This window comes from Sorangium sp. So ce426, assembly GCF_051475585.1.
Classification (GTDB): domain Bacteria; phylum Myxococcota_A; class Polyangia; order Polyangiales; family Polyangiaceae; genus Sorangium; species Sorangium cellulosum_B.
Map to the genome: position 1 here is coordinate 1,213,420 of NZ_CP150341.1, position 13,087 is coordinate 1,226,506.

Consider the following 13,087-nt stretch of genomic DNA (forward strand, 5'->3'; position numbering starts at 1 on the left):
CGCCGGCGGCATCGAGGGCATCCGGCGCGAAGCGGGCGCCGCTCCTCGTCCAGGTCCAGCTGTGCTATGCCGCGATCATGCGGAGTCGATCATGAGCCTGGGCGATCTGGTCGACGACGTCCCCGAGGACCCGCTCATCACCGGCGCGGTCCAGCGCGCGCTCGTCGCCTATGCGGCGGTCCTCCCCGAAGATGTCCTCCGCGACGTCGAGATGCTCGCCACGAGGACGCTGTTCGTGCACCCGCTCGGGATCTCGTTCGTCGCCCGGCTCGCCCCCGGGATCCGCGTCGAGGTGGACATGGGCGACGATCTCACCGAGCAGGCGCAGCAGGGGTTCGCGGTCGGCGAGATCATGATCTCGATGATGCGCGTGCTCCGCAGGCGGTCGCGCGAGCGGGGCGAGCGTCGCTTCTTGATGCCCGAGACGCCGATGCTCATGCTGCAAGCGTTCCTGGGCTACTTCAACCCGGACCCGGCGCTCTGGACGATGGGCGACGACGCCGTGCGCGGCGCGCTGGATCGCCTCTGCGAGGCCGTCGTCGGCCTGTTCTTCACGGGCCTCGTCGTCGATGTGCTGGAGAGCCCGTCGTCGCTCGACGACTGGGGGGAGACCGGCCGCGCGCTCTCCGCGGTGCTGCCGGCCATGACCGCGGCGCTCCGCGGCGCGAGGGCCCGGCTGTCCAGGCGCGACCGGCACGCGCTGGAGACCTACGACGCCTGCGGCTGGGATGCAGCGCGGCTCGAGCGCCGGCTGGGCGGCGGCCCGGAGCCCGCCCGGCCGGCGTTCTTCGCCCTGGGCGCGGCGCTCGCCGCGGAGCTCCGCGCCTCGCCGGCGAGCTGACCCCGCGTGGCCGGTATGACCGGCGTGGCCGGCGTTGTCGCGATGGCTCGCTCCCTCGCCTCACTCCGCCCCTTCCGCTTGCCGCGCGGGCAGCCACATGCGCACCGTCGTGCCCTCGCCCGGCGCGCTCTCGATACGGATGCTGCCCTGGTGCTCCTCGATGAACCGGTGCGTCAGCGACAGCCCGAGCCCCGTCCCTTGCCCGGGCGGCTTCGTCGTGAAGAACGGCTCGAAGATGCGGCTCAGGTCCTCGGCGCGGATGCCGCAGCCGCGGTCGTGCACGTCGATCTCCACGCCGTGGATGTCCCCGCGCGGCAGCGGGCGAGCCTCGACGACCACGGCGCTGCCGTGCGGGCTGGCGTCGAGCGCATTGCCTATCACGTTGAGCAAGGCCGACTCGAGCTGCGATGCGTTCACGAGCACCTCGGGCAGCGCCGATGAGGCGCCGTCCGTCTCGAGGTGGACCCTGCGCTCGCGCGCGCGCGGCGCGGACAGGTCGACCGCGCGGCGGAGCGCCGCGCGCACGTCGCACGGCTCCCGGCCGATCGGCTTGCCGCGCGCGTACTCGAGCAGCGCCGTCACGAGATCCGAGCACCGGATCGCCTGCCGCTCGATGGTGCCGAGCGCCTTCAGCAGCGAGGCCTCGTCGGGCAGGCCGTGCCCCTTCCGGTGCCGCCGGAGCAGCAGCTGGGCGTTCATCAGGATGGCCGAGACCGGGTTGTTCATCTCGTGCGACAGCCCCGCCACCAGCGTCCCTATCGCCGCCATCTTGCCCGCCTGGAGCAGCTCCTGCTGCGTCTCCGAGAGCCGCTCCAGCGTCGCCGCGAGCTCGTCGTTCTTCGCCGCGAGCTCCAGATAGGCGCGGTGCAGCCGCTCGGCGGCGCGGACTCGCGCCCTGAGCTCCAGGGGGTCGAACGGCTTGCTCATGTACTCGTCGGCGCCGACGTCGAGCCCCCCCACGGCCTCCGCGCCGCTCGCCCTCGCCGTCAAGAGGAGGACAGGGATGTCCCGGAGCGCGGGATCCCCCTTGAGCCGCCTGACCAGCTCGAATCCGTCCATCTCCGGCATCATCACGTCCGAGACGATGACATCGGGCCGCTTCGCCGCGATCGACTCGAGCGCTTCCCGGCCGTTCGTCGCCAGGGCGAGCTCGTGTCCGGCCGACAGGATGTCCGCCAGGTACGATCTCATGTCCGGGTTGTCTTCCACGACGAGCACGCGCGGCCCCTCCGCGCCGCCGCCGGCGCGGGGCGCGCCTGCGGCGGACGGCGGAGGCACCTCGAAGCCGCGGAGGTTGACCGACGACGGGGGAGGCTCGGCGGTGCCCGCGCCGTTGAGCGATCGCGGCGGCTCGGGCGCGGCGGTCGCCCGCCGCGCTGCCAGGAAATCCGCGCCGCGCGGGAGCCGCACGAAGAAGCGAGAGCCGACCCCGGGCTCGCTCTCCACGCCGACCGTGCCGCCCATGAGCTCCGTGAGCTCCTTGGCCAGCGACAGCCCGATCCCCGTCCCCTCGTGCTTTCGCGTCGCCGAGGCGTCGATCTGCTGAAACCGTTGAAAGAGCAGGTGTCTCCTGTCCGCCGGGATGCCAGGGCCGGTGTCCTCGACCGAGAGCTCGAACAGGCCATCGAGCGCCCGCAGGTCGACGGTGACGCGCCCGCCAGGCGGGGTGAACTTCAGCGCGTTGCCCAGCAGGTTGAGCGCGATCTTCTCGAGCTTGCGCCGATCGGCGGGGACCCTCCGCAGCTCGGGATCCACGTGAATCGAGAGATCGAGCCCGCCGCGCGCCGCCGCCGGGCGAGCCTCCTCCACCATGTCCGAGACGAGCTCTCCGACGTCGACGGCCTCCCAGTCGATCTGCATCTTGCCGGCCTCGATCTTCTGGTGATCGAGGACATCGTCCACCAGCCGGCGGAGCCGCCGCCCGCTGCGCTGGATGAGCTCGAGGTCCGCCCGCACCCGCGGCGAGAGCGGTTCGTCCCGGCTGGACAGGAGCGACTCGAGCGGTCCGAGGATGAGAGAGAGCGGCGTCCGGAGCTCGTGGCTCATCACCGTCAGGAACTCTCCCTTGGCGCAGGCCGCGGCGTCCGCCGCCTCCTTGGCCTTCTGGAGCTCGATCTCCATCCGTTTGCGCTCGGTGATGTCCGCGTAGATCCCGAGGATCCCCGTCACCTCGCCCCGCTCGTCGCGGATGGGCACCTTGCTGGTGAGCAGGAATCGCTGCTCGCCGTCCGGGCGCAGCAGCGGCTCCTCGACGTCGAGCATCGGGGTGCCGCCCTCCATGACCTCCCGGTCGATGCGCACGAAGCACTCCGCGTTCTTGCTGCCCCACACGTCGAAATCGGTCTTGCCGACGAGGTTCTCCAGCACCTTCGTGTTGGTGTCGTTGAGGAAGTTCTGATTTCCCCCGAGAAACCGTCCGTGACGGTCTTTCCAGAAGATGGCGTGGGGGACGTTGGCGATGACGTACTTGAGCACCGCCTGCTGCTGGTCGGCGGGCGCCGGCGTCCACTCCTGGGCGGCGGTGCCAGTCGGGGCCTCTTCCGGCGGCGCTACACGGGACGTCCGCGCGCGTGCTTCGCGCGTCCGACGGGCCGCGAGGAGCCTGCTGATCTTGGCAGAGAGGCGGTAGAGACGTCTCATCGTCGTATCGTCACAGGAGCATAAGGCGAGCGCGGGCGACATCAAACCTGCTCCGTACCGGGACGCCGCGGTCGAGCGCGTGCGGTCGTGTAAAAGTGACGCCCGAGCAGGCTGGCGCGTCCGATCCGCCGCTCACCTCGACGCCGGGCGCTGTGGTAGCGCCTGGTGTCGGTCCCGTCGAGCCCTCCCGGCGGCGCTGGCCTGCGCGTCGCTGGCCTCGTCCCACAGGCCCCGAACGCCACCAGCTCTGCACCGGCGCCCGCGCGGCGCGCGCCGGCGCCTGCGCGGTGAGCGCCGCGCTGCGGTGCGCGTGACAGTCACGAAACAAAGGCGCGGTGCGTCACGAGGGCGCGTCAGGCGCAGAGGAGCCGGGGGAAAGCGCTTTCATCGCCTGGTCAACGGGTCCGTCCCGCCGTTGCGCCGTGACCGAACCATTACCGCGGGCCGCTCACGACGGGTGTTATAGAGGCCGTGCTTGTCATTAGGAGGCAGCTCAGCATGATTGAGGATCCGCAGGTCATCCGCAGCGCCGGCCTCCAGCCGATCGGCATCTGGCGCAGCGGGCCCTGGCTCCCCGCGTTCACATCGACAGACTTGCGGGAGGCCGTCTCCTGCGTGCGAGAGCCGGTGCACGTGGTGCGCGAGACGCCGGATGGGCGCGTCGGCGTGTCCCGGGGCGGCGCTGTCCTCCGCGAGGATCAGGTCAACGGGGTCCCGACGTTCCCGCTCCTCGGAACGCTGCCCGCCCTGTACCCGGAGTGGCTCGGAGACCGCTCCTTCGTCGAGGTCCACGGCCTGCGCTTCCCCTACGTGGCCGGCGCGATGGCGAACGGCATCCACACCACGCGGCTCACGATCGCGATGGCCAAGGCAGGCATGATGGGGTTCTTCGGCGCCGCAGGCCTCGGGCTGCACCGGATCGAGCAGGCGATCGACGAGATCTCCGCGGAGCTTGGCACGGACGGCCCCACCTGGGGCTGCAACCTCATCCACGCTCCGAACCAGCCCAGGCTGGAGAGCGACACGGTGGAGCTCTACCTGAAGAGGGGAGTCCGGCGGGCCGAGGCGGCCGCCTACATGGGCCTGAACCCGATGGTCGTGCGGTTCGCCTACAGCGGCGTCAAGCGCTTGCCCGACGGCCGCGTCGACCGGAAGAACCACCTGTTCGCGAAGATCTCGCGCCCGGAGGTCGCCGCGCGCTTCCTGTCGCCCGCGCCGGCCGAGATCCTCGACACCTGCGTTCGCAACGGGTGGCTCACCCGCGACGAGGCGGAGCTCGCGCGGGGCCTCCCGGTCGCCGAGGACATCACCGTGGAAGCGGACTCCGGCGGTCACACCGACAACCAGCCCCTCGTCGCGCTGTTCCCGGTGATCCTCGGCGTCCGCGACGAGCTCGCGGCGAAGTACGGGTATCACCGGCCGATCCGCGTCGGCGCCGCCGGCGGCCTCTCCACGCCGGAGTCGGTCGCCGCCGCGTTCGCGCTCGGGGCGGCGTACGTGCTCACGGGCTCGGTCAACCAGTCGTGCATCGAGTCGGGCCTGTCTGACGAGGGCAAGAAGATGCTGGCCCAGGCCGATCTCCCGGACGTGGTGATGACGCCGGCCGCCGACATGTTCGAGCTCGGCGTGCAGGTCCAGGTGCTCAAGCGCGGCACGATGTTCGGTGTCCGCGCGCAGCGGCTCTACGACCTCTACGTCGCCCACGACTCCATCGAGTCGCTGCCCGGCGACGTGCGCGCGCGCATCGAGAGGGAGCTGTTCCAGATGTCGTGCGACGAGGTGTGGGCGGGCTGCGAGCGGTTCTTCGCCGAGCGCGACCCGGCCGAGCTCGAGCGCGCCGCGCGCGAGCCGAAGCACAAGATGGCGCTGATCTTCCGCTGGTATCTCGGCATGTCCAGCAAGTGGGCGATCGCCGGGGACCCGAAGCGCCGCGCCGATTACCAGATCTGGTGCGGCCCGGCCATGGGCGCGTTCAACCGCTGGGTCAAGGGGTCGTTCCTCGAGGACCCGGCGCGCCGCACCGCGGTCCAGGTCGCGCGCAACCTGCTCGAGGGCGCGGCCGTCGTCACGCGCGCGCAGCAGCTCCGGACGTACGGCGTCCCCGTGCCGAGCGCCGCATTCCACTTCACTCCTCGCCCGCTCGCCTGAGCGCCTGACCACCTGCCGAGGTCCTCATGCATCCTTCGTCTTCGCGTATCCCGCACATCGCCGTCGTCGGCGTGAGCGCCATCTTCCCCGGCTCGCTCGACGCGCACGGCTTCTGGCGCGATATCCTGTCCGGGACAGACCTCATCACGGATGTCCCGAGCACCCACTGGCTTGTCGAGGACTACTACGATCCCGACCCGTCCGCCCCGGACAAGACGTATGCGAAGCGCGGCGCCTTTCTCAAGGACGTGCCGTTCGATCCGCTCGAGTGGGGCGTGCCGCCCTCGATCGTGCCGGCGACGGACACGACGCAGCTGCTCGCGCTGATCGTGGCGAAGCGGGTCCTGGAGGACGCGGCGCAGGGGCAGTTCGAGTCGATGAGCCGCGAGCGGATGAGCGTGATCCTCGGCGTCACCTCCGCGCAGGAGCTGCTCGCCTCGATGGTGAGCCGGATCCAGCGGCCGGTGTGGGCGAAGGCGCTCCGGGATCTCGGGTATCCGGAGGACGAGGTGAAGCGCGCCTGCGACAAGATCGCGGGCAACTACGTGCCATGGCAGGAGTCGAGCTTTCCGGGCCTGCTCGGGAACGTGGTGGCCGGGCGCATCGCGAACCGGCTCGACCTCGGCGGGACGAACTGCGTGACCGACGCGGCGTGCGCGTCGTCGCTGTCGGCGATGTCGATGGCGATCAACGAGCTGGCGCTCGGCCAGTCCGATCTCGTGATCGCGGGCGGCTGCGACACGATGAACGACGCGTTCATGTACATGTGCTTCAGCAAGACGCCCGCGCTGTCGAAGTCGGGCGATTGCCGGCCGTTCTCCGACAAGGCCGACGGCACGCTGCTCGGCGAGGGCATCGCGATGGTGGCGCTCAAGCGGCTCGACGACGCCGAGCGCGACGGGGACCGGGTCTACGCGGTGATCCGCGGGATCGGCTCGTCGTCGGACGGGCGGAGCAAGAGCGTGTACGCGCCGGTGCCGGAAGGGCAGGCGAAGGCGCTCCGCCGGACGTACGCCGCCGCCGGGTACGGCCCCGAGACCGTGGAGCTGATGGAGGCGCACGGCACCGGGACGAAGGCCGGCGACGCGGCCGAGTTCGAGGGCCTGCGGGTGATGTTCGACGAGTCGGGGCGCGCCGATCGCCAGTGGTGCGCGCTCGGCAGCGTGAAGTCGCAGATCGGCCACACCAAGGCGGCGGCCGGCGCGGCCGGCCTGTTCAAGGCGATCATGGCGCTGCACCACAAGGTGCTGCCGCCGACCATCAAGGTCGACAAGCCGAACCCCAAGCTCGACATAGAAAAGACCGCTTTCTATCTCAACACCCAGGCGCGGCCGTGGATCCGGCCGGGGGACCACCCGCGGCGGGCGTCGGTGAGCTCGTTCGGCTTCGGCGGCTCGAACTTCCACGTGGCGCTGGAGGAGTACACGGGCCCGGCGCCGAAGGCGTGGCGGGTGCGGGCCTTGCCGGCGGAGCTGTTCCTCCTGTCGGCGGAGACGCCGGCGGCGCTCGCGGATCGCGCGCGGGCGCTGGCGAAGGAGGCGGAGGTGCCCGAGATCCTGCGCTTCCTGGCGCGGGAGTCGGTGCTCTCGTTCGACGCGTCGAGGCCGGCGCGGCTCGGGCTGTGCGCGACGGACGAGGCGGATCTCAGGAAGAAGCTCGAGCAGGTCGCGGCGCACCTCGAGGCGAGGCCGGAGCAGGCGCTCTCGGCGCCGCTCGTGCACTGCGCGAGCGGAGAGGCGCCGGGGCGGGTGGCGTTCCTGTTCCCGGGGCAGGGGAGCCAGTACGTCGGGATGGGCGCGGACGCGCTCATGACGTTCGACCCGGCCCGCGCGGCCTGGGACGCGGCGGCGGGCGTCGCGATCGCGGACGCGCCGCTGCACGAGGTGGTGTTCCCGCGGCCGGTGTTCTCGGACGAGGACCGGGCGGCGCAGGAGGCGCGGCTCCGCGAGACGCGGTGGGCGCAGCCGGCGATCGGCGCGACGAGCCTCGCGCACCTCGCGCTGCTCGCGGCGCTCGGGGTGCGGGCCGAGGCGTTCGCGGGGCACAGCTTCGGCGAGATCACGGCGCTGCACGCGGCCGGCGCGCTGTCGGCGGCGGACCTCCTGCGCGTGGCGCGGCGGCGCGGCGAGCTGATGGGCGCGGCGTCGTCGGAGCGGGGCGCGATGATCGCGGTCCCGCGGGGGATCGACGAGGTGCGGGCGCTCGGCCTCGGCGGGGTGGTGATCGCGAACCACAACGGCCCGAAGCAGGTGGTGCTGTCGGGCTCGGTCGCGGCGATCGAGGCCGCGGAGGAGCGGCTGAAGGGCGCCGGGATCCAGGCGCGGCGCCTCGACGTGGCCGCGGCGTTCCACTCGCCGCTCGTGGCGGAGGCGAGCGCGCCGCTCCGCGAGTTCCTGGCGGGCGTCGCGGTCGAGGCGCCGGCGGCGCCCGTGTACAGCAACGCGGAGATCGAGCCGTACGCGGGCGGCGGCGACGCGGCGCGCGACCGGCTGGCGCGGCAGCTCGCGGAGCCGGTGCGGTTCGTGGAGGAGATCGAGCGGATGTACGCGGACGGCGTGCGCACGTTCGTCGAGGTCGGGCCGGGCTCGGTGCTGACGAACCTTGTCGGCGACATCCTGAGCGGCCGGCCGCACCGGGCGGTGGCGCTCGACCGCAAGGGCAAGCACGGCGTGACGAGCCTGCTCGAGGCGGTGGCGCGGCTCGCCGTGGCCGGGGTGCCGCTGGACACGCGGGTCCTGTGGGAGGGCTTCGCGGCGCCGAGCGATCCGCGGGCGCTGCCGAAGCCGAAGCTGGCGCTGCAGATCAACGGCAGCAACTACGGGAAGCCGTACCCGCCGCAGGGGGGCGCGAAGGCGCTGCCGGCGGCGAGCCCGCCGCGGGCGGCGCAGAAGCCGGCGCCGGAGGCGGCGCGGGCGGTGGTGAGCGCGCCGGAGGCGGTAGTGCGCGCGTCGGCGCCGGCAGTGCGCGCGCCGGAGGCGGCAGTGCGCGCGCCGGAGGCGGCAGTGCGCGCGTCTGCGCCGGCAGTGAGCGCGTCTGCGCCGGCAGTGAGCGCGTCGGCGCCGGTAGTGAGCGCGTCGGCGCCGGCAGTGAGCGCGGTGACGTCTGCGGTGGCGAGCGTGTCGGCGCCGGTGGTGAGCGCGCCGCAGCCGGCAGTGAGCGCGTCGACGCCTGTGGTGAGCACGTCGCGGTCGGCGGTGAGCGCGTCGACGGCAGTGGTGAGCGCGTCACGGCCGGCAGTGAGCGCGTCGGCGCCTGTGGTGAGCGCGTCGCGGCCGGCGGTGAGCGCGTCGTGGCTGGCCGCATACCAGGAGGCGCAGCGCGCCACGGCGGAAGCCCACAGCGTGTACCAGCGCACGATGGCCGAGAGCCACATCGCCTTCCTCCAGGCCGCCGAGGCGTCCTTCTCAGGGCTTGCCGCGCTGGCGACCGGCGCTTCGTACCCGGTCGCTCCGACGACGGTGTCCGAGGTGCGGCCTGCGCCGGTTCTCCTCGCTCCGGTGCATGCGGGGCCTGTCTCGGAGGCATCCGTACGACCTGCAGCGGCGCCGACTGCGCGCTCCAGCGAGGGCAGGAGCAGCGTGGCCCTGAACGGCGCAGGCGGGGAGCTCCATACGGCCGTCTCGCTGCCGGCGCAGGCGGCGCCTGCCGTGGCCGCGAAGGCGGCCGTTGCAGCGCCCGCCGTGACAGCAAAAGCGGCCACAGCGGCGCCTGCTGCCGCTGTGAAGGCTGCGGCCGCGGCGCCGGCGGTGGCGGTGTCCAAGGCCGGCGCCGCGCCCGCGGCCGTCGTGGCAACGCAGGCGGCGGTCGCCGCTGCGCCGCGTGTCGATATCGAGCGGTTGGTCCTCGACGTTGTCGCGGACAAGACGGGATACCCCGTCTCCATGCTCGGGCTGCAGATGGAGCTGGAGAGCGATCTCGGCATCGACAGCATCAAGCGGGTGGAGATCCTGTCCTCGGTCCGTGACCGGACGCCTGGGCTGTCGGAGGTCGACGCCTCGGCGCTGGCGCAGCTGCGCACGCTGGGGCAGGTCGTCGATCACCTCCGCGCCTCGCTGCCGGCCGCCGGGCCGGCCGCCAGCGCCAGTCCGGCTGCCGCCGCGTCCGCCGCGAAGGCGCCTGCCGTCGCGGCGCCTGCCGTCGCTTCGGGCGCGGCGCCTGGCGCGGCCGAGGTGGAGCGAGTCGTGATGGCGGTCGTCGCGGAGACGACGGGCTACCCGGCGGAGATGCTCGGGTTGCAGATGGAGCTGGAGAGCGACCTCGGCATCGACAGCATCAAGCGGGTGGAGATCCTGTCGGCGGTCCGCGACCGGACGCCCGGGCTGTCGGAGGTCGACGCGTCGGCGCTGGCGCAGCTGCGCACGCTGGGGCAGGTCGTCGACCATCTCCGCGCTTCGCTGCCGGCCGCTGGGCCGGCCGCCAGCGCCAGCCCGGCTGTCGCTACGCCCGCCGCGAAGGCTCCTGCCGTCGCGGCGCCTGCAGTCGCGTCCGTCGCTGTGCCTGGCGCGGCCGAGGTGGAGCGTGTGGTGATGGCGGTCGTCGCGGAGACGACGGGCTATCCGGCGGAGATGCTCGGGTTGCAGATGGAGCTGGAGAGCGATCTCGGCATCGACAGCATCAAGCGGGTGGAGATCCTGTCGGCGGTCCGCGACCGGACGCCCGGGCTGTCGGAGGTCGACGCGTCGGCGCTGGCGCAGCTGCGCACGCTGGGGCAGGTCGTCGACCATCTCCGCGCCTCGCTGCCGGCCGCCAGCGCCAGCCCGGCAGTCGCCACCGCGCCCGCCGCAGCCGCGCCTGCCGCCGCTTCCGCCGCGCCTGCCGCCGCTTCCGCCGCGCCTGCCGTCGCTTCGGGCGCGGCGCCTGGCGCGGCCGAGGTGGAGCGAGTCGTGATGGCGGTCGTCGCGGAGACGACGGGCTACCCGGCGGAGATGCTGGGGCTGCAGATGGAGCTGGAGAGCGACCTCGGCATCGACAGCATCAAGCGGGTGGAGATCCTGTCGGCGGTCCGCGATCGGACGCCGGGGCTGGCGGAGGTCGACGCTTCGGCGCTGGCGCAGCTGCGCACGCTGGGGCAGGTCGTCGACCACCTCCGCGCGAGCCTCGGTCCCGCCGCTGCCACCGCCGGCGCTGCCCCGGCGGAGCCCGCCGAGGAGCCGGCCTCCGCGCCCCTCGGCCGGTGGACGCTCGTCGAGGAGCCGGCGCCCGCCGCCGGCCTCGCGATGCCCGGCCTCTTCGACGCAGGCTCCCTCGTGGTCACCGGCCACGACGCGATCGGCCCCGCGCTCGTCGCGGCCCTCGCGGCGCGCGGGATCGCCGCCGAGTACGCCCCCGCCGTGCCCCGCGGCGCGCGCGGCGCCGTGTTCCTCGGCGGCCTGCGCGAGCTGGCCACGGCCGACGCGGCGCTCGCCGTCCACCGCGAGGCGTTCCTCGCTGCCCAGGCGATCGCGGCGAAGCCGGCCCTCTTCGTCACGGTCCAGGACACCGGCGGCGACTTCGGCCTCGCGGGCTCGGACCGCGCCTGGGTCGGCGGGCTGCCGGGCCTCGTGAAGACCGCGGCGCTGGAGTGGCCCGAGGCGTCCTGCCGCGCGATCGACCTCGAGCGGGCCGGCCGCTCGGGCGGCGAGCTCGCGGAGGCCATCACCTCGGAGCTCCTGTCCGGCGGCGTCGAGCTCGAGATCGGCCTGCGCGCGGACGGCCGGCGCACCACGCCGCGCAGCGTCCGGCAGGACGCGCAGCCCGGGCCGCTCCCCCTCGGGCCGTCCGATGTGGTCGTGGCGAGCGGCGGCGCCCGCGGCGTCACCGCGGCGACGCTGATCGCGCTCGCCAGGGCCAGCCACGCGCGGTTCGCGCTGCTCGGCCGCACCGCGCTCGAGGACGAGCCGGCCGCCTGCCGCGGCGCCGACGGCGAGGCCGCGCTCAAGGCGGCGCTCGTCAAGGCGGCGACCTCCGCGGGCCAGCGGGTGACCCCGGCCGAGATCGGCCGGGGCGTCGCGAAGATCCTCGCGAACCGCGAGGTCCGCGCGACGCTCGACGCGATCCGCGCCGCCGGCGGCGAGGCCCTCTACGTCCCCGTCGACGTGAACGACGCGCGGGCGGTGGCCGCGGCGCTCGACGGCGTGCGCGGCGCCCTCGGCTCCGTCACGGCGATCGTCCACGGCGCCGGCGTGCTCGCCGACAAGCTCGTCGCCGAGAAGACGGTCGAGCAGTTCGAGCGCGTGTTCAGCACGAAGGTCGACGGCCTCCGGGCCCTGCTCGGCGCGACAGCGGGCGACCCGCTCAAGGCGATCGTGCTCTTCAGCTCGATCGCCGCGCGCGGCGGCAACAAGGGGCAGTGCGACTACGCGATGGCGAACGAGGTCCTGAACAAGGTCGCGGCCGCCGAGGCTGCCCGCCGCCCCGGCTGCCGGGTGAAGTCGCTCGGCTGGGGCCCCTGGCAAGGCGGCATGGTGAACGCGGCGCTCGAGGCCCACTTCGCGCAGCTCGGCGTGCCGCTCATCCCGCTCGCCGCGGGCGCGAAGATGCTCCTCGACGAGCTGTGCGACGCCTCGGGTGATCGCGGCGCGCAAGGCGGCGCTCCGCCCGGCGCGGTCGAGCTCGTGCTCGGCGCGGAGCCGAAGGCGCTCGCGGCCCAGGGCCACGGCGGCCGGGTCGCGCTGGCCGTCCGCGCGGACCGCGCGACGCACCCCTACCTCGGCGATCACGCCATCAACGGCGTGCCCGTGGTGCCGGTGGTGATCGCGCTCGAGTGGTTCGCCCGCGCCGCGCGCGCGTGCAGGCCGGATCTCGTCGTGACCGAGCTCCGCGACGTGCGGGTCCTGCGCGGGATCAAGCTCGCGGCGTACGAGTCCGGCGGCGAGGTGTTCCGCGTCGACTGCCGCGAGGTGAGCAACGGCCACGGCGCGGTGCTCGCGGCGGAGCTGCGCGGGCCGCAGGGGGCGCTGCACTACGCGGCGACCATCCAGATGCAGCAGCCCGAAGGGCGCGTGGCCCCGAAGGGCCCGGCCGCGCCGGAGCTCGGCCCGTGGCCCGCAGGCGGCGAGCTGTACGACGGCCGCACGCTCTTCCACGGCCGCGACTTCCAGGTGATCCGGCGGCTCGACGGCGTGAGCCGCGACGGGATCGCGGGGACCGTGGTGGGCCTCCGCGAGGCCGGCTGGGTGGCTCAGCCGTGGAAGACCGATCCGGCGGCGCTCGACGGCGGGCTGCAGCTCGCGACGCTGTGGACGCAGCACGTGCTCGGCGGCGCGGCGCTCCCGATGTCCGTGGGCGCGCTGCACACCTTCGCCGAGGGGCCGTCCGACGGCCCGCTGCGCGCGGTGGTGCGCGGGCAGATCGTGGCCCGCGATCGCACGAAGGCCGACATCGCGTTCGTCGACGACCGCGGCTCGCTCGTCGCGGAGCTGCGCGACGTTCAGTACGTCCTGCGCCCCGACACGGCGCGCGGCCAGGCGTGATCGAGGC

Annotated in this window: 4 protein-coding genes; 3 read left to right on the forward strand and 1 reads right to left on the reverse strand. The window is 73.6% G+C overall.

The genetic code is table 11. The features are described 5' to 3' along the window. Positions 1-91 precede the first annotated feature (91 nt). Positions 92-841, forward strand: coding sequence for a hypothetical protein (locus WMF44_RS04540; RefSeq protein ID WP_437297891.1), 750 nt, complete (start codon positions 92-94; stop codon positions 839-841). A 60-nt stretch (positions 842-901) separates the two neighbouring features. Here WMF44_RS04540 and WMF44_RS04545 read toward each other — a convergent pair whose 3' ends face one another. Then, positions 902-3,481 carry an ATP-binding protein gene (locus WMF44_RS04545; protein ID WP_437297892.1) on the reverse strand — a complete coding sequence of 860 codons (2,580 nt, stop codon included), beginning with the start codon at positions 3,479-3,481 and terminating at the stop codon, positions 902-904. Positions 3,482-3,979: 498 nt separating this feature from the next. On the opposite strand from WMF44_RS04545, the gene WMF44_RS04550 reads away from it, so the two are divergent. Then, positions 3,980-5,629, forward strand: coding sequence for a PfaD family polyunsaturated fatty acid/polyketide biosynthesis protein (locus tag WMF44_RS04550; RefSeq protein ID WP_437297893.1), 1,650 nt, complete (start codon positions 3,980-3,982; stop codon positions 5,627-5,629). 26 nt (positions 5,630-5,655) lie between these two features. Continuing rightward, complete coding sequence (locus WMF44_RS04555; protein ID WP_437297894.1) at positions 5,656-13,080, forward strand: SDR family NAD(P)-dependent oxidoreductase; 7,425 nt, start codon at positions 5,656-5,658, stop codon at positions 13,078-13,080. The last annotated feature ends 7 nt before the right edge of the window (positions 13,081-13,087 follow it).

Bases quoted from the DNA above. Each gene is read 5' to 3' on its own strand.
- WMF44_RS04540 (WP_437297891.1), top strand. From the start codon at position 92: ATGAGCCTGGGCGATCTGGTCGACGACGTCCCCGAGGACCCGCTCATC.
- WMF44_RS04545 (WP_437297892.1), bottom strand. From the start codon at position 3,481: ATGAGACGTCTCTACCGCCTCTCTGCCAAGATCAGCAGGCTCCTCGCG.
- WMF44_RS04550 (WP_437297893.1), top strand. From the start codon at position 3,980: ATGATTGAGGATCCGCAGGTCATCCGCAGCGCCGGCCTCCAGCCGATC.
- WMF44_RS04555 (WP_437297894.1), top strand. From the start codon at position 5,656: ATGCATCCTTCGTCTTCGCGTATCCCGCACATCGCCGTCGTCGGCGTG.